The 17,695-nt window shown below is 69.1% G+C and carries 13 protein-coding genes and 1 tRNA gene; 9 read left to right on the top strand and 5 right to left on the bottom strand.

Annotated features, from left to right (window positions below):
• Nucleotides 1-67 precede the first annotated feature (67 nt).
• On the bottom strand, nt 68-1,159 hold the full coding sequence (locus tag ACX1D3_RS12230; RefSeq protein ID WP_458996544.1) for a PucR family transcriptional regulator: 1,092 nt from the start codon (nt 1,157-1,159) through the stop codon (nt 68-70).
• Between the two features lie 169 nt (nt 1,160-1,328).
• Here ACX1D3_RS12230 and cobF point away from each other — a divergent pair, with 169 nt between their 5' ends.
• The 3 genes from cobF (at nt 1,329) to ACX1D3_RS12215 (ending at nt 4,591) form a co-directional block, all read left to right on the top strand.
• On the top strand, nt 1,329-2,057 hold the full coding sequence (gene cobF / locus ACX1D3_RS12225) for a precorrin-6A synthase (deacetylating) (RefSeq protein ID WP_458994107.1): 729 nt from the start codon (nt 1,329-1,331) through the stop codon (nt 2,055-2,057).
• A 99-nt stretch (nt 2,058-2,156) separates the two neighbouring features.
• Nucleotides 2,157-3,563 carry an alanine/glycine:cation symporter family protein gene (locus tag ACX1D3_RS12220; protein ID WP_458994106.1) on the top strand — a complete coding sequence of 469 codons (1,407 nt, stop codon included), beginning with the start codon at nt 2,157-2,159 and terminating at the stop codon, nt 3,561-3,563.
• A gap of 5 nt (nt 3,564-3,568) precedes the next feature.
• Complete coding sequence (locus tag ACX1D3_RS12215; RefSeq protein ID WP_458994105.1) at nt 3,569-4,591, top strand: PHP domain-containing protein; 1,023 nt, start codon at nt 3,569-3,571, stop codon at nt 4,589-4,591.
• Nucleotides 4,592-4,738: 147 nt separating this feature from the next.
• Here the strand turns inward: ACX1D3_RS12215 and ACX1D3_RS12210 are convergent, their stop codons facing one another.
• Nucleotides 4,739-7,525: a LuxR C-terminal-related transcriptional regulator gene (locus ACX1D3_RS12210; RefSeq protein WP_458994104.1), complete on the bottom strand. Its 2,787-nt coding sequence runs from the start codon at nt 7,523-7,525 to the stop codon at nt 4,739-4,741.
• A 216-nt stretch (nt 7,526-7,741) separates the two neighbouring features.
• Between ACX1D3_RS12210 and aceE the strand changes: the two genes are divergently transcribed.
• The 3 genes from aceE to ACX1D3_RS12195 all read left to right on the top strand — a co-directional run bounded on the left by aceE (nt 7,742) and on the right by ACX1D3_RS12195 (nt 13,287).
• Nucleotides 7,742-10,501, top strand: coding sequence for a pyruvate dehydrogenase (acetyl-transferring), homodimeric type (gene aceE / locus ACX1D3_RS12205; protein ID WP_458994103.1), 2,760 nt, complete (start codon nt 7,742-7,744; stop codon nt 10,499-10,501).
• Between the two features lie 138 nt (nt 10,502-10,639).
• Nucleotides 10,640-11,080: a DUF3052 domain-containing protein gene (locus ACX1D3_RS12200; protein ID WP_458994102.1), complete on the top strand. Its 441-nt coding sequence runs from the start codon at nt 10,640-10,642 to the stop codon at nt 11,078-11,080.
• A 17-nt stretch (nt 11,081-11,097) separates the two neighbouring features.
• On the top strand, nt 11,098-13,287 hold the full coding sequence (locus ACX1D3_RS12195; protein WP_458996543.1) for a 6-phosphofructokinase: 2,190 nt from the start codon (nt 11,098-11,100) through the stop codon (nt 13,285-13,287).
• A 10-nt stretch (nt 13,288-13,297) separates the two neighbouring features.
• On the opposite strand, the gene ACX1D3_RS12190 is transcribed toward ACX1D3_RS12195, so the two are convergent.
• The 3 genes from ACX1D3_RS12190 to ACX1D3_RS12180 all read right to left on the bottom strand — a co-directional run bounded on the left by ACX1D3_RS12190 (nt 13,298) and on the right by ACX1D3_RS12180 (nt 14,786).
• Nucleotides 13,298-14,164: a hypothetical protein gene (locus ACX1D3_RS12190; protein ID WP_458994101.1), complete on the bottom strand. Its 867-nt coding sequence runs from the start codon at nt 14,162-14,164 to the stop codon at nt 13,298-13,300.
• 21 nt (nt 14,165-14,185) lie between these two features.
• A tRNA-Val gene (locus ACX1D3_RS12185) sits at nt 14,186-14,259 on the bottom strand.
• Between the two features lie 71 nt (nt 14,260-14,330).
• Nucleotides 14,331-14,786: a GatB/YqeY domain-containing protein gene (locus ACX1D3_RS12180; RefSeq protein WP_458994100.1), complete on the bottom strand. Its 456-nt coding sequence runs from the start codon at nt 14,784-14,786 to the stop codon at nt 14,331-14,333.
• A gap of 71 nt (nt 14,787-14,857) precedes the next feature.
• Between ACX1D3_RS12180 and prfB the strand changes: the two genes are divergently transcribed.
• From prfB to ftsX, 3 genes are all read left to right on the top strand, one after another.
• Nucleotides 14,858-15,970: a peptide chain release factor 2 gene (gene prfB / locus ACX1D3_RS12175; protein ID WP_458994099.1), complete on the top strand. Its 1,113-nt coding sequence runs from the start codon at nt 14,858-14,860 to the stop codon at nt 15,968-15,970.
• A gap of 105 nt (nt 15,971-16,075) precedes the next feature.
• Nucleotides 16,076-16,762 carry a cell division ATP-binding protein FtsE gene (gene ftsE, locus ACX1D3_RS12170; RefSeq protein WP_458994098.1) on the top strand — a complete coding sequence of 229 codons (687 nt, stop codon included), beginning with the start codon at nt 16,076-16,078 and terminating at the stop codon, nt 16,760-16,762.
• Nucleotides 16,763-16,775: 13 nt separating this feature from the next.
• On the top strand, nt 16,776-17,678 hold the full coding sequence (gene ftsX, locus ACX1D3_RS12165) for a permease-like cell division protein FtsX (RefSeq protein WP_458994097.1): 903 nt from the start codon (nt 16,776-16,778) through the stop codon (nt 17,676-17,678).
• Nucleotides 17,679-17,695 lie beyond the last annotated feature (17 nt).

The raw sequence follows: 17,695 nt of genomic DNA, 5'->3' as shown, positions 1-17,695 counted from the left end.
GGGCGTGAGACTCACGAATTTGCCGGGCAGGCCTTTGTGGGAACCCCACAAGGAGCGGCAGACATCCTCAGACGCTGAGCCTGCCGAGCGTGATCGCCATGCGGAGCACGTAGGCCTCGCGCGCATCGGTGGGGTTGTACCCCGTGACCTCCTGGATCCGCTTCAGGCGGTAGCGCACGGTGTTGGGGTGGACGAACAGCGCCCTCGCGGTGGCCTCCATGGAGGAGCCGCAGTCGAGGAAGCCGACGCAGGTCTCCAGGAGTTCCTTGTTCGAGGCCAGCGCGGGATAGATCTCCGACGCCAACGTGCGGCGCGCGTGGCCGTCGCCCGCCAGCGCCCGTTCGGGCAGGAGATCGACGGACAGGAGGGTGTGGGGCCCCTCGGGCCACGCCTTGGCCGCCCGGAAGCCCGAGGCCGCCTCCCGTGCCGACTTCGGCGCGCCGGCCAGGCCGTCCACCGTCGGCCCGACCACCACCGGCCCGTCGGCGAAGAAGTCGCGCAGCTTGGAGATCCGCTCGCAGGTCTCGACGGGGTCGCCGACCCCCGAACCCCCCGCGATGACGACCAGCCGATCGCCCTGGGGGGCCGCGAGCACGTCCAGCGACAGCTTCGTCGCGGCGCGGCGGAGGCCGTCCAGGACGCTGGCCTCCTGCGGCGCGCCGCCGATGGCGACGGCCACCTTCGACTCGGTGTTCCAGCCCAGCGTGGAGGCCCGCGACAGCACGGACTCGTCGGTCTCGGCGCGCACGACGGCGTCGACGATGGTGGCCTCGATCCGGGAGTCCCACGCGCCGCGGGCCTCTGCGGCCCTTGCGTAGATGGCGGCCGCGGCGAAGGCGATCTCCCGCGAGTAGTGCACGATGCCCAGCGACAGCGCCTGACGGTCCCCCCGGGGCAGGAGGTGCTGGATCTGTTCCTCCACCACCTCCGTCGTGGTGCGGACCAGGTCCACCGTCTGCTGCAGGCTGATCCGTCGGGCCATCGCGCGGGGGGCCGCGTCGAAGACCGACTCGGGCGTGAACGGCTCCCCTGCGAACCAGGTGACGAATCCGTCGATCCCGGAGCGGGCCAGGATCCCGATCCAGGAACGGGACTCCGCGTCGAGCTGTCCGAACCACTCGTGCCGCGACACCAACGCGGCAAGTGTGGCGGTGTTCATCTCCGACGTGGCGGCCTGGAGCCGCTTGATGATGCCGGCGCGGGCGCGGGAGGACGCGATGAGCGCGGGCGCGGTCCCGGGGCGCAGATCCATCCCGTCAGCCTAGTGGTCCCCTGGCGCCTGGTGCGCCCTCCACCGGTAACGTCGACGGCCACTAGGCTCAGGGCTCATGGGACGCAGGGTGTACGTGATCGGAATCGGCCCAGGTGGCTTCGGGCAGCTCACGCTGGACGCGGTGGAGGCCATGAACCACGTGGACGTGTTCCTCGTGGGCGATCACAGCGACGATCAACCGGAGCTGGTCTGGCTCAGGAGCGAACTGCTGCGCCGCCACGTCAACCGGCCCCACCGCGTCATCACGGTGCTGGACCCCAAGCGGGAGCATCCCGGCGACGTGGACGCCGGCCGGCTGGCCACGTACAGCCACATCCTGAGCGGGCTCCCGTCGGACGACGCGGTGGGCTTCCTGGCCTGGGGCGATCCGGGGCTCTACGACTCGATCCTGCGGGTCGTCGACGCGCTGCGGGACAAGCTGGCGCTGAACGTGACGGTGATCCCCGGCGTGAGCGCCCTCCAGGTGCTGGCGGCCGCGCACCAGATCGCGCTGAACGCCGGCGCCTCCGTGCACATCACCACGGGCGCCCGGTTGCTGGCGGAGTACCGGCCGGACCTCGGAGACGTCGTGGTGATGAACGACGGCGACCTCGCCTGCAGGGGCCTGGTGGAGGAGTTCCCTGACACGGAGGTCTACTGGGGCGCGTACCTGGGTACCCCGGATCAGGTGCTCGCCAACGGCCCGCTGCGCACCGTCGCGGGGGAGTTGGCGGACCTGCGGCGCCGGCTCGTCGACCATCACGGCTGGATCCTCGACACCTACCTGCTGCGGCCCGCCCACTGACGCGCGTTAACAACACGTAACAAAGGTTGGGGCGGCGCGTCGTGCACCCGACCCATTGCTAGGTTGACGCCGTTCCACGAGATCGAAGGGCCATATGCCATGGAAGAGCTGACCAAGCTGCTTGAAACAATCGCGGGATTCGTGTGGGGACCGTTCCTGCTCATCCCGCTGCTCCTGCTCACCGGCCTCTGGCTGACCGTCAAGCTACGCGGCATCCAGTTCCGCACGCTGGGATCGGCGCTCCGGCTGGCGCTGTGGGAGCGGAAGGATGCAGACGCCGAGGGCGGAGACATCTCCCAGTTCCAGGCCCTGACCACGGCGCTGGCGGCCACCGTGGGCGTGGGCAACATCGTCGGTGTGGCCACCGCGATCTCGATCGGCGGCCCGGGCGCGCTGTTCTGGATGTGGGTCACCGGCCTGGTGGGCATGGCGTCGAAGTACTCCGAGGCGTTCCTGGCCGTCCGGTTCCGCACCGTCGACGCCAGGGGCGAGGCGTCGGGCGGGCCGCAGTACTACCTGAAGAAGGCGCTGCCCGGGAAGTGGGGCGTGGCCCTCAGCATCGTGTTCGCGGTCTTCGCGGTGCTGGCCAGCTTCGGCATCGGCAACATGACGCAGGGCAATGCTGTCGCGGCCAACGCGCACGACGCCTTCGGGATCGACCCCCAGATCACGGCGATCCTCATGGCCATCTTCGTGGGGGTGGTCATCATCGGCGGCATCAAGTCCATCGGCAACGTCACAGCCGCGTTCGTCCCGTTCATGATCGTCTTCTACATCCTGGGCGCCCTCTACATCCTGATCGTCAACATCGCCGACCTCCCCGGCGCCCTGGCCCTGATCTTCGGGCAGGCGTTCACCGGCACCGGACTCACGGGCGGCGCCTTCGGCAGCTTCATGCTCGCGGTCCAGATGGGCGTGGCGCGCGGCATCTTCTCCAACGAGTCCGGCATGGGCTCGGCGGCCATCGCCGCCGCGGCGGCCCAGACCACCCACCCCGTGCGCCAGGGTCTGGTGTCCATGACCCAGACCTTCATCGACACGCTCGTCGTCGTGTCCTTCACCGGGCTGGTCCTGGTCACCACCGGCGTCTGGAACGCCGACGCCAGCCCGGCCGTGCTCACCTCGATGGCCTTCAGCCACGGGCTGCCGGGGGACTGGGGCGGCTACATCGTGGCCGTGGGCGTCATCCTGTTCGCCCTGTCCACGATCATCGGATGGTCCTACTACGGGGACCGCTGCGTCGAGCGGCTCTTCGGCGCGCGCGCCACGATGGCCTACCGGATCGCGTTCACCATCGTCGTCTACATCGGCGCGACCGTGCCTCTGGGCGTCGTGTGGGCATTCGCCGACATCATGAACGGGCTGATGGCGCTGCCCAACCTCATCGGACTCCTGCTGATGTCCGGTCTCATCGCACGGGAGACCAGCCACTACCTGAAGAACGACCCGAAGCTGAGGGCGGGCCGCAAGGAGGTCGACGCGTTCATGGCGGACCAGAGCCTCTGACGCGCGTGCCGCCCCTGGACCCCGTCGCGGTGCTGCGCGAGTGCGCGTTCTGGCTGGAACGCGCACTCTCAGACACCTACCGGGTCAAGGCGTACCGCGACGCCGCGGACGTGGCCGAGTCGATCCCGCCGGCCGACCGACCGACGACCGAATCGGGGTGGCGGGAGCTGAGGGGCTTCGGCCCGAAGACCTCCGCGGTCGCAGCGGCGTGCACGTCAGGGGAGGTGCCGGAGGCTCTGACACGGCTCCGTGAGGCGGGCGCTGCCTCGCTCGACCCCGCCGGCGACGCCCTGCGAGGTGAGCTCCGGGGAGACCTGCACACGCACACCACCTGGTCCGACGGTGGTTCCCCGCTGGCCGAGATGGCCGCTGTCGCGGAGGCTCTCGGGCACGACTACATCGCGATCACGGACCACTCGCCGCGGCTCAGGGTGGCCAACGGGCTGAGCCGCGAACGGCTCCTGGCGCAGTGGGAGGAGATCGACCAGGTGCAGGAGAACCGATCGGTCAGGGTGCTGCGCGGCATCGAGGTCGACATCCTGGCAGACGGATCGCTCGACCAGGCCGAAGACATGCTGAACGGGCTCGACGTCGTCGTGGCGTCCGTCCACTCCGATCTTAAGGCTGATCCGGCCACCATGACGGCCAGGATGGTCGGCGCGGTCTCGAACCCCCACACCACCGTGCTGGGCCACTGCACCGGCCGGAAGCGGCGGGGGGACGGCACCTGGCGTGACCAGTCCCGCTTCGACGCGGACATCGTGTTCGCGGCGTGCGCCATGTTCGGGGTGGCGGTGGAGATCAACTCCCGGCCCGAACGGCAGGATCCGCCCATGGACCTCCTTGGGCTGGCGGTCGACGCGGGGTGCCTGTTCAGCATCGATTCGGACGCCCACGCGCCGGGCCAGCTGGACTTCCTCACCTACGGCGCCGCGAAGGCCTCCATCGCAGGCATCGAGCCGGACCGCATCATCACCACCTGGCCCGTGGACCGGCTGGTTGCGCACGCACGGCGACATCGGGGGTGACATGGCGATGGCCCCGTCGCGGCTGATCCCCCCAATCATCCGCCACGACGTGGCCATGTGCTGAACCCATCTTCGGGCACAGCAGCGTCCCGCGTACCCAGTGGGTGGCACTGGATCAGTGCAGGGAAGCACTGGGATTGAGGCTGATCACTGCGCGTTGCGCACAAGCAGCTCGCGAAGTTGCACCCTGGAGCCCGCCCCCAGCTTGGCGAGGGCGTTGCGCACGTGGAACTCCACCGTGCGCACGGACAGGAAGAGGATCTGCGCGATCTCCTTGTTGCTGTGACCCTCCAGGACCAGGTGGGTGATCTCGCGCTCGCGCGCCGTGAGCCGGCTCAGCAGCTCGGGGGGCAGTGCGGCGGGAACGCCATCGTTTGACCGGGGCTGCGCGGCCACCATCGCGGACAGGAGCGATTCCAGCCTCTCCGACCATGCCCTGGCACCCACCCTCAGCAGGACGCCGATGGCCCGGTGGAGTTCGGCCATGCACTCCTCGCGCGTCGTCGCCCCCCGGGACGTGTCGACGTGGAAACGTGCCCAGTCCTCGACGAGCACCACGTGGATCATCTGCAGGCCGCGTGGGGTGTCCTCATGCATCCGGTCCTGGAGGGCCGCGTGCGCCTCTGCGAACGAGACCTCGGCCGCCGCGTGGTCGCGGGTACCCATCGACAGCAACGCGTCGATGTGATGCCCCAGGTAGCCGAGGGCTCCCGGATCGACGTCCAGGGACGCAAGCTGGTTGCCGGCGACGTTGGCCTCGGCGATATCGTCCAGGGCCACGAGCGCTCGAACCCGCAACACCGCTGACTCGGCACCGGCGAAGGCGCCCGTGAGTGGGCTCGACCACAACTGGCCGAAGGCCTCCGCCGCCGCGCGAGGGTCCCCGTTGGCGGTGGCGGCCCATCCGCGCGCCCAGAGGACCGCGCCCATAGCCGAACTGAAGGGTCGTGCCGCGGCCAGCCCGGTCACGTGATCGAGCACGCGGACGCCCATCTCGTCACCGCGGCACAAGGGGATCAGCCCCGCCGTCGCCTGTGCCTGCAGAGCTCCGACGTCCCGCATGTCGTCGAGTGCCAGGGCGAGGATGGGCTCGATCACCGCCTGGGCCCCGTCCCAGTCGCCGCTCTGGAAGGCCATGCGGTGCCTGATCAGCGCCGCGGACAGCTCGAAGTCCGGATGGATCGCGGGTATGGGCGCCAGCAGATCCAGCTGTTCCTGCGCGGCGCGATTGCGCATCGCGCGGTGGTTGAGTGTCGCCGCCACCGAGAGAGTGGCCGCGTGGGCGATCCAGGCGACCGGGTCGGCGGACAGGGACGCCGCGAGGGCGTCGAGCGCCACCGAGGGTGAGGACGGATCCTGGCCCCGGGCACCGAGGGCGAGCCACAGCGCCAGCAGTCCCTCGAGGTTGGTCGCCTCGGACGTTCCCAGCTCCGTTGCGGCGGACTCTGTGCGTCGGTCGCGCAGACGACGGGCGAGTTCGGCGCGGACCTCCGTCATGGACCGCGGCATGGGATACAGGCCGACGGCCGCCCTGTTGCGACCGAGGACGACGAGCGCGTGGGCGAGGATCGCGAGGTGCGTGTCGTCGAGTTCCGCCGGTGTGATCGCGTCAGCGAAGGGCAACGCCTGGACCCCGGCGTTGACGTCGAGCGCCGACTGCAGAAGCGAACGCTCCAGCCCCGGTAGAAGGGCCTTGACGTACGGCTCAAGGGCCTCCAGCAGCGCCGGGCGGCGTGCCCGGAGGGCGTGCAGGCAGGCCACTTGCAGGTAGCTGTCATCCATGCGGGTGGCCCAGGCCATGAGCCGCGACGCGGCGGCGAAGTCCCGCACCTCGACGGCGCCGCGAGCGCTCGTCACCAGGTCGCCGATCAGTGCCGGATCCGGCGCGTCGGATCCGGCCAACATCCGGTGACGGAGGCTCTCCACGCCGGTGAGAGCCCCGGCCAGGGCCCGGTGCGTGGCCGTCAGGTCCGACGGCGACGCCTGCGCCACCACGGCGGCGGCGACGCTCCGCCGCGACACCCGGAGGGCGCCGGGGTCCAACAGGCCGGTGGAGCGCAGCCGGTGCACGTCTGGTCGGGCATGTCCAAGAGCCAGCAGGGTGTTGTCGAGTTGGCTCTGACCCAGGGGACCCGCCAGCGCGATCGCCAGCAGGGCCGCGGCCTCCGTGCTGGTCAGGCCGCGCAGGGTCTCCGCCACCTGTGCCGAATCGTCCTGGTCGTGCCGACGCTCAAGCTCCGCTAGAGCGGACTCCAGCGTCGTGCCCCCACCGCGCCTGATCAGGGAGACGAGTTCGGTCACCATCGCGGGTGAGCCGCCGGTGGCGTCCATCACCCTCTGCGCCTGCCGCGGATGCAGAGGCGCGAAGAGGGTGCCGCGAATCAGTGCCTGCACCGCGTCCGACGTCAGGGGCCCGAGGTGGATGTGACGCCCGCGCCTGCCGACGGTGACGTGTTGGATGATCCGTTCGGCGAACGATCCGTGCGTGCTTCTGCTGGTGGCCACGAACAGGGCGGGCACGTGATCGAGCCGGCGGATGACGTGCCAGAAGGCCTCCTGGGATGGCGCGTCCAGGTGGTGCAGGTCGTCGATCACCAACGCGAACGGCCCGTCGAGGCGCTCGATGAGGTTGACGATGCCGATCGCGAACGTCGGCACCCCCGCGCGTTCGCGGATCTCCATGAGTTCCGGCGCCGTCTCCGGCAGTTGCTCGTCGATCAGACGATCGATCGCGCCGAAGGCCACCCCCCGCTCCGACTCGAGGAGAAGGTGGGTGTAGGTGGGCATTTCCGAGGCGATGGTCCCTGCCAGGCGCGATTTCCCGATCCCCGCGGGACCCGTGATGAAGAGCACCCGAGTACGTCCGTCCCGGACTGCGTCCAGGAGGGCCGCGATCTGGCGCTGCTCCTCGACCCGGCCCACCAACGGTTCCATGGCGCCCCCCGAATCCATTCTCAACCCGTCCACTGCCCCGATTCTCGCAGTATCGCAAGGCACGCGGACAGACGGCGTCAATGTGGGGCCCCGCGGACCCGGACACGGCCGCCTTGAGCGGGCCCGACCATCACCGCTCTCATCGCGCTAGGGTTGGGCATCCGGCATGGGACCCATCGGCGCGTGCCGTTCGATCTTTCTTCGAGAGGAACTTTCGTGAGCCAGAACGAGGCCGGACCGATCCTCAACGGTCTGCCCACCAATCTGCCCGACATCGACGCGGCGGAGACCGCCGAATGGCTCGAGTCGCTCGACGGGGTGATCGACGCCGGCGGCCGCAACAGGGCCCGCTATGTGATGCTGAAGCTCCTCGAGCGCGCTCGTGAGCGGCACATCGGTGTCCCGTCGCTGACCGGGACCGACTACGTCAACACCATCCCGGCGGTCAATGAGCCCGCGTTCCCGGGCGACGAGAACCTTGAGCGTGGCATCCGGCGGCTCCTCCGCTGGAACGCCGCCGTCATGGTCCACCGGGCCCAGCGCCCCGGTGTCGGCGTCGGCGGCCACATCGCGTCCTACGCCTCCTCCGCCACGCTGTACGAAGTGGGGTTCAACCACTTCTTCCGCGGCAAGGACCACCCCGGTGGCGGCGATCAGATCTTCTTCCAGGGGCACGCGTCCCCGGGCATGTACGCCCGGGCGTTCCTGGAGGGCCGCCTCCAGCAGGATGACCTCGACGGCTTCCGTCAGGAGCACTCCCACTTCGTCGACGGCGAACTGCGCGCCCTGCCCAGCTACCCGCACCCCCGGCAGTTCGAGAGCTTCTGGGAGTTCCCGACAGTGTCGATGGGACTCGGCCCCCTCAACGCCGTCTACCAGGCGCAGTTCAACCGGTACCTCCACAACCGGGGCATCAAGGACACGTCGCAGCAACGGGTGTGGGCCTTCCTGGGCGACGGTGAGATGGACGAGGTGGAGTCGCGCGGCGTCCTCCAGCTGGCCGCCAACGACGAGCTGGACAACCTGACGTTCGTCGTCAACTGCAACCTCCAGCGCCTGGACGGTCCCGTCCGCGGCAACGGCAAGATCATGCAGGAGCTCGAGGCGTTCTTCCGCGGCGCGGGCTGGAACGTGATCAAGGTCGTGTGGGGCCGCGGCTGGGACCCGCTCCTGGCCAACGACTCGGAGGGCGCGTTGGTCAACCTCATGAACGCCACCACCGACGGCGACTTCCAGACGTTCAAGGCCAACGACGGCGCGTACGTGCGCAAGCACTTCTTCGGTCGGGACCCGCGGACGGCCGCCATGGTCAAGGACTGGTCGGACGAGGAGATCTGGCGCCTCACGCGCGGCGGTCACGATTACACCAAGGTGTATTCGGCCTACAAGGCGGCGGCGGAGTTCACCGGCGCCCCGACGGTGATCCTGGCCCACACCATCAAGGGCTACTTCCTCGGCAAGCACTTCGCCGGGCGCAACGCCACCCACCAGATGAAGAAGCTGGCGCTGGACGATCTGAAGGCCTTCCGGGACCGGGTCGATGTCCCGGTCACCGACGAACAGCTCGAGGCGGACCCCTACCGGCCGCCGTACATCCACCCCGGCCAGGACGATCCCCGGATCCGGTACCTGCAGGACCGGCGTCGCGAGCTCGGCGGCTACCTGCCCGAGCGCCGCGGGGACCGCAAGTTCATCTCGCTGCCCGCAGACAAGGCCTACGAGTCGTCGCGCAAGGGCTCGGGCAATCAGCAGGTGGCCACCACCATGGCGTTCGTGCGGCTGCTCAAGGACCTCATGCGGGACAAGGAGTTCGCCCCCCGCGTGGTGCCGATCATCCCCGACGAGGCCCGCACCTTCGGGATGGACGCGTTCTTCCCCACCATCAAGATCTACAACCCGCACGGCCAGAACTACACGCCGGTGGACAACGAGCTCTTCCTGAGCTACCGCGAGTCGAAGACGGGGCAGATCCTGCACACCGGCATCAACGAGGCCGGATCGATGGGCGCGTTCACGGCGGCCGGATCCTCCTACTCCACCCACGGTGAGCCCATGGTGCCGCTCTACGTGTTCTACTCCATGTTCGGCTTCCAGCGCACCGGAGACGCCATCTGGGCGGCCGCGGACCAGCTGTCGCGCGGCTTCCTGATCGGGGCAACGGCCGGCCGGACGACGCTGACGGGCGAGGGCACGCAGCACATGGACGGGCACTCGCCGATCCTCGCCTCCACCAACACCGCCGTCGTCTCCTACGATCCCGCCTACGGCTACGAGATCGCCCACATCGTCAAGGACGGTCTCCGCCGCATGTACGGCGAGGATCCCGAGAACGTCATCTACTACCTGACGGTCTACAACGAGCCGCTCGTCCAGCCCGCCGAACCGCAGGGCGTCGAGGTGGAGGGCATCCTCCGGGGCATGTACCTCTACCGGGTCGGCAGCTTCGACGGGGTGGGGGCGGACGCGCGCCGCGCGCAGATCCTCGCCTCGGGCGTCGCGATGCCGTGGGCGCTGGAGGCCCAGCAGCTCCTCAAGGACGACTTCGGGATCGTGGCCGACGTGTGGAGCGTCACCTCCTGGGGCGAGCTCCGCCGGGAGGGGCTGGAGATGGACGAGCGGAAGTTCGCCGACCCGTTCGGCGACCACGGCCGCACCTGGGTGGAGGAGAAGCTGGCCGACGCCGCCGGGCCCGTGGTCGCGGTCTCGGACTACATGCGTGCGGTCCCCGATCAGATCCGCCAGTGGGTTCCGGGGGACTACATGACCCTCGGCGCAGACGGCTTCGGCTTCTCCGACACCCGCGCCGCCGCCCGCAGGTTCTACAACATCGACGGCCCCTCCGTCGCGGTGGCGGTCCTCCAGCGCCTGGCGGCGGCGGGCGAGGTGCCGCGGGAATGGGCCACCGAGGCGGCGGCCAAGTACCGGCTGAACGACGTCACGGCCGGATCCTCCGGCAACGCAGGGGGCGACGCGTAGGTAGTCTTCTTCGTCAGTCGTCGAGCGGATGGGCGGCCCAGGTGCGTACCTGGGCCGCCCACAGCCGTCGAAAGGGCCTGGTCTCAGCTATTGCGGGGGTGTGATGCGAGAAACCGGGCCATCTGGCAGGCTTGGCACGTGGAGAACACAGAAGGCAAGGGCCTCGCATCGAGCAACGAAGGAGTGACCGGGGCGGACCTCCTGGGACTGGAATCCGGGTTGGTGGTGCAGGAGCTCGGATGGGATGAGGATGTCGACGCGGTCCTCCGCGACGACATCATGGACATCATCGACGGCGAGATGATCGAGGAGCCCATCGAGGCCGTGGACGTCGTCATCCTCTGGTGGCGCGACGAGGACGGCGACGTGGTCGACGGTCTCGTCGACGCGCTGACAGACCTCACCGACTCCGGCTACATCTGGCTGCTCACCCCGAAGGTCGGCAGGCCCGGCTTCATCGGTCCGAGCTCGGTGGCCGAGGGTGTCACCATCGCCGGACTGTCGCTGACAAAGACGGCGAACGTGGGCGCGGACTGGCAGGCCACGAAGGTCGTCCGTCCCAAGGGCGCCCGCAAGTGACCACGCGCATCGGCGTCATGACCTCAGGCGGCGATGCCCAGGGCATGAACGCCGCGGTGCGTGCCATCGTGCGCACCGGCATCCACGAGGGCGCCGAGGTCTTCGCCATCCGTGAGGGATGGCAGGGTGCCATCGAGGGTGGGAGCCACATCGCCCACCTCGGCTGGAGCGACGTGTCAGGGATCCTGAACAAGGGCGGGACCGTCATCGGCACCGCCAGGTCGATGGAGTTCCGGACCCGAGAGGGGCAGCTGACCGCGACCCAGAACCTCATCCAGTGTGGCATCGACAGGCTGATCGTCATCGGCGGCGACGGCTCGCTGACAGGAGCCCGCAACCTGTGCGTGGCCTGGCCCACGTACGTTGCCGAGTTGGCCGAGGCCGGGCGGATCACCCGGGAGCAGGCGCAGGCCCACCCCAGGCTGCACATCGCCGGCATGGTGGGATCCATCGACAACGACATGGTCGGCACGGACATGACCATCGGCACGGACTCCGCGCTGCATCGCATCACCGAGGCCATCGATGCCATCAGCTCGACCGCCGAGTCGCACCGGCGCACCTTCATCGTTGAAGTCATGGGCCGACACTGCGGCTACCTGGCGCTCATGAGCGCGATCGCGGGCGGCGCCGACTACACGTTCCTGCCGGAGTCGCCGCCCCGCCCCGGTTGGGAGGACCGCATGGTCGAGGTGCTCGCGCGAGGCCGCGCGGCCGGACGGCGGGACTCGATCCTGGTGGTCGCCGAGGGCGCGGCGGACCGCGACGGCGCACCCATCACGGCGGACCGGATCCAGGCGGTCCTCCGGGAGCGCGCCGGTGAGGAGGCCAGGATCACGATCCTCGGCCACGTGCAGCGCGGCGGCACGCCCTCGGCCTACGACCGGTGGATGGCGACGGCGTGCGGGGTCGAGGCGGTTCGACGTGTTCTCGACGCGGACGATGAGAGCGAGCCGGTGCTCGTCGGGGTGCGGCGCGACGGCGTCGCGGGGACCCCCCTCCTCGAGGCCGTCGAGGCCACCCATCGGATCAGCGAGTACATCGCCTCGGGCGAGTACCAGTCCGCCGTCTCGGCGCGCGGCCACGGGTTCACCACGATGATCGACATCTACCGCATGCTGTCGGAGGCGAAGCCGAGCGTCGCGCCCTCCGCCAGCGCCAAGCGCATCGCGGTCATGCATGCGGGTGCGCTCGCCCCCGGCATGAATCAGCTCGCCCGCGTCGCGGTCAGGTCGGGCCTGGACCTCGGCCACCAGATGGTCGCCATCCAGGGCGGCGTTCCCGGCCTCATCAACGGGGACTTCCGCGAGGTGGAGTGGTCGGACGTCGAGGGCATGGCGCACACCGGCGGCGCCTCGTTCGGCACCCGCCGCTACGTGGCGCAGGAGAGCGAGCTCTACCAGATGGCGCGCTCCCTGGAGGAGAACCGGATCGACGCGCTGCTGGTCATGGGCGGTTTCCATGCCTATGCCACCGTCGACCTGATGGAGCGGGAACGGCGCCGCTACCCGGCGTTCAACATCCCAGTCGCGGTCCTCCCGGCCAGCATCGACAACAACCTCCCGGGCTGGCCGATGGCGGTGGGCGCAGACACGGCGCTCAACACGGTCGTGAACTCCATCGACATGGTGCGCATGTCGGCGTCGGCGAGCAAGCGGGCGTTCGTCGTCGAGACGATGGGCCGCACCTGTGGCTTCCTCCCGCTCGTCGGCGGCATCGCCGGCGGCGCGGAGAAGGCCTACCTCCCGGAGACCGGCATCACACTCGATCAGCTGTCGAGCGACGTGGAGGCGCTGGTCGATGCCTTCGAGACCGGGCGCAGCTTCTACCTGGCGGTGATGGGCGAGGAGACGAGCCAGCACTACACCTCGGACGTGCTGGCCAAGATGTTCGAGGCCGAGGGCCACGGTCTCTACTCCGTGCGTCAGGCGGTCATCGGACATATCCAGCAGGGTGGGAATCCCTCGCCCTTCGACCGGATCAACGCCACGCGGCTGGCGTATCAGGCCGTGGTGAACCTGGACCAGCAGCTGCGGGACGGCAGCACCACGTACGTGGCCGCCCACAGCCCGACGCCGGGCCTGATGGCGCCGCTGCGCATGGTGACCGACGCGATGGACTGGGAGCTGCAGCGCCCGAAGGAGCAGTGGTGGACCGCCTTGCGGTCGGTCTTCGACAAGCTGAGCAGGCGCCCCGGCCAGGAGTAGGGCCCGATCCTCACCCCTGACAGCTGGTCACGACCACGCCGAAGGTCTCGGCGGCCGCGCATTCCATGACGGCCAGTTGGGCAAGGACCTCCGCCGATGCGGGGACGGCCGATGGCACGGTGTCGCGGAAGATGAGCGTCTGGCTGTCCGCCTCGCGCCTGATCAGCGTGAACTCCACCTTCGCCGCGACGCCGTCCTCCGTCCGCGTCCCCGTGAACGCGCAGGACGCGCCGCTGGCCGCTCCGGTCATCGGCACATCGACCACGACCGACTCCGCGACCCCTGTGAAGGCCTGCTGCTGATCCGTCACCAGGTCCCGGCACGCCTGGGCGAGGTCGGCGCCGACGGTGGTGAGGGTGACTGCCTGCACCCGGGTGTCGGAGAGCGGTTCGCGCACCCGCACGAGTCGACGGCCGTCCTGGACCACCTCGTCGGCGTAGAGCTCCCACCCCTCGGGAACGACGAGCGTGACGTCTCCGAGGTCGAGGACCAGGGGTGATGCGGGGGCCGAAGGGGTGGGGGAGGGCGATTCGAGGGGGGTTGGCGTGCCGGACGTGGAGCCGTCCTGAGTCGCGGCGGGCGTGGCCGACTCCGCGGGCGCACTCGTGGACGCCGACGGGCTCGACGGCGCGGTGGTGGCGCCACGACCCCCGACCACGAGGTAGAGCGCGGCGATCGCCACCGCCATGACAATCCCCAGGAGCCCGATGGCCAGCCAGGCGCGGCGCGTGTCGGTGTCCGGTTCGGGATACTCAATGCCGTGCCTGGGACCCAGGGTGACGTGCTGGGAAGGGGCGGGGTCTGCCCCGCGCCGAGGCGCCGTCGAGTCGACGGGGTGGTGGACATCCTCAGGCAGGGCACGTCGACCGGTGGTCATGGTGCCTCCTCCCGCGGTGTGTGGGCGCAGAGGGACTCGAACCCCCGACTCCCTGCTTGTAAGGCAGGTGCTCTAACCAACTGAGCTATGCGCCCCGGCGGAACCCAACCCTAGCCAATGCCGCAGGGGTGGGCACACTCACGGTACAGCGACGGCGGGGAGGGCGTCAGCCCAGCCTCGCGCGCACGAGCGACGCGATGGTCTTGCCCTCGGCCCGACCCTCGGCCCGCGCGGTCACGGCCTTGACCAGTGACCCCATGTGCTTCATCGTCGGCGTCTCGCCGAGCCTGCCGACCTCTTCGTCGACCATCTGCTCCAACTGCTGGTGAGTCAGGGGCGTCGGGAGGTAGCCGGCGATGAACTCCGCCTCGGAGGTCTCCCTGCCCGCCAGATCCTCACGGCCCGCCTCGGCGTAGGTGGCGGCCGACTCCCTGCGCTTGCGCATCTCCCTGGCCACGACGGCCAACTCCTCGGCGTCGCTGAGCTCACGGGCGGTGGCGCCGGCCACCTCCTCCACACCGATAGCCGCCATGACCATGCGGATGGTGGTCTTCGCGGCCTCATCCTTCGCGCGCAGCGCGGCTGCGAGGTCCCGCTTCAGCCTGTCCTTGGTCGCACCCATGGCACCCTCTTCCTTCGTCGGGTCCATTGTGGCAGGCTCCGGCTCCTCAACTGACGGTAGGATGGTCGATCGTGGCTCACGATGACCTCTCCCAGCTCCTGTCAGACCTCGGTCGCTCACTCAGCTCGATCGAGGCGGTCGCGGACCTCGAGAAGCTGCGCGCCGAGATCGCGTCCCTCGAGGACGAGGTGGCCGCGCCCGACCTGTGGGACAACCAGGACAACGCCCAGCGTGTGACCTCTCAACTCTCCGCGAAGCAGGGGGAGGTGGACCGGCTGGTCAGCCTCCGGTCCCGGCTCGAGGACGCAGAGCTCATGGTGCAGATGGCCGAGGACGAGGGCGATGCCGAGGCGCGCGACGAGGTCGCCAGGGACCTGCGCAAGCTGGCGGGGGACATCGAGGCGCTCGAGGTGCGCACACTGCTCTCCGGCGACTACGACTCGCGCGAGGCCCTCGTCACCATCCGCGCGGAGGCCGGCGGCGTCGACGCCGCCGACTTCGCGGAGATGCTGATGCGCATGTACCTGAGGTGGGCGGACCGGCACGGCTATCCCACCGAGATCTACGACACCTCCTATGCGGAGGAGGCCGGCCTCAAGTCGGCCACCTTCGCGGTGAAGGCGCCCTTCGCCTACGGCACGCTCTCCGTCGAGCAGGGCACGCATCGTCTGGTCCGCATCTCGCCGTTCGACAACCAGGGCCGTCGCCAGACCTCCTTCGCCGGCGTCGAGGTCCTGCCCGTCACCGAGGAGACGGACCACATCGACATCCCCGAGGCCGAACTCCGGATCGACGTCTTCCGTTCCTCCGGTCCCGGCGGCCAGTCGGTCAACACCACGGACTCGGCCGTGCGCATCACGCACCTCCCCACCGGGATCGTCGTCAGCTGCCAGAACGAGAAGTCCCAGCTCCAGAACAAGGCGGCCGCCCTGCGCGTTCTGCAGTCGAGGCTCCTGGAGAGGGTCCGACAGGACCGCGAGAAGGAGCTCAACGCGTTGAAGAGCGACGGCGGGAACTCGTGGGGGGCGCAGATGCGCTCCTACGTGATGAACCCGTACCAGATGGTCAAGGACCTGCGCACGGAGCACGAGGTGGGCAACCCCGAGGCGGTCTTCGACGGCGACATCGACGGTTTCATCGACGCGGGGATCCGTTGGCGCATGAAGGCGGGCCTCGACGCCTGACCGGTCCGGTCGCGTGTCGCGTTAGGCGGGGCTTGTGGCGGTGATCTACACTCGCTGTGCAACTGAGAGTTTCTCAGGATCTTCCCCACACCGTCGGAGTATCGCGTGATCACGTTCGAGGACGTCACCAAGTTCTACCCAGGGCAGGAGCGCGCCGCTCTGCGCAACATCAACCTGGAGATCGGGCGCGGTGAGTTCGTGTTCCTCGTGGGTCAGTCGGGGTCCGGCAAGACCACCTTCATCCGGCTCATCCTGCGGGAGTACCGGCCCACCAAGGGGACGCTGTACGTGGCCGGCAAGAACCTCACCACGATGAACCAGTGGAAGGTCCCGGCGCTCAGGCGGCAGATCGGCACCGTGTTCCAGGACTTCCGCCTCCTCCCGGGCAAGACGGTGTTCGAGAACGTCGCCTTCGCGCTCCAGGTGATCGGGAGGCCGGCCCGCGAGATCCGCAGCATCGTGCCGGACACCCTCGAGCTGGTCGGGCTGGCCGGCAAGGCCGACCGCCCGTCGGAGGAGCTGTCGGGCGGCGAGCAGCAGCGCGTCGCCATCGCCCGGGCCTTCGTCAACCGCCCCAAGATCCTGATCGCCGACGAGCCCACCGGAAACCTGGATCCCGAGACCTCCGTGGGCATCATGAAGCTGCTCGACCGGATCAACAAGGCCGACACCACCGTGATCATGGCCACCCACGACTCGTCCATCGTCGACCAGATGCGCCGCCGGGTGCTCGAGCTCCGCGAAGGCGAGCTCGTGCGCGACCAGGCCAAGGGCATCTACGGCACGGCGTAGGGCAGGAGAGACAATGCGGCATTCACTACGCGAGACCTGGTCAGGGCTCAAGCGCAACCTTGCGATGACCATCGCGGTCATCGTCACGATGGGCGTCTCACTCTCGCTCCTCGGTGCGGGGCTGCTCACGTCCATGGAGGTGGACCTGGCCAAGCGGAGCCTCTACGACAAGATCGAGATCTCCGTGTTCCTGTGCACCGAGAACACGCAGGGTGGGCGGTGCGAAGCAGGAAAGGCCACCACCGAGGCCCAGCGGGACCAGATCCAGGAGACACTCGCGGCCAACCCCGAGGTCAGCGAGGTGGTCTACGAGAGCAAGGAGGCGGCGTTCGAGGAGTTCCAGCGTGTCTTCGCGGACTCGCCTGTCGTCGCCTCCCGCACCGCCGAGGACATGCAGGACTCGTTCCGCGTGAGCCTGGTCAACCCCGAGAACTACGCCGGGGTGGTGAGCGAAGCCCGGGGCCTCCAAGGGGTGCAGAACGTGCAGGACCTCCACACGGTTCTCGAGCCGATGTTCAAGTGGCTGGCCGCGCTCCAATGGGCCACCATCACGATGAGCCTGCTGCTGCTGCTGGCCGCATCCCTCCAGATCGCCAACACCATCAGGATGGCCGCCTTCACCCGCCGGCGTGAGATCGGGATCATGCGTCTGGTGGGAGCGTCCAATCTCTACATCCTCCTCCCATTCCTGCTCGAATCGCTGGTGGCAGGGGTCATCGGCATCGTGCTGGCGGCGGGGGCGCTCACTCTGGGGTACTGGGTGGTGATCGTGCAGAACGCGCAAACCTCAATCACCGCTTTACCGTGGATTGGTTGGGGTGACCTGGTCACTGCCATTCTTGCCATTGCGGCGGTGGGGATCGCCTTGTCGGTCATTCCCACACTGCTGGCAACCAGAAAGTACCTGCGCGTCTAGCAGCACGAAGGAGTGAC

Source organism: Tessaracoccus yangjingae (assembly GCF_054483935.1).
This window is presented reverse-complemented; position numbering and strand designations above follow the sequence as displayed.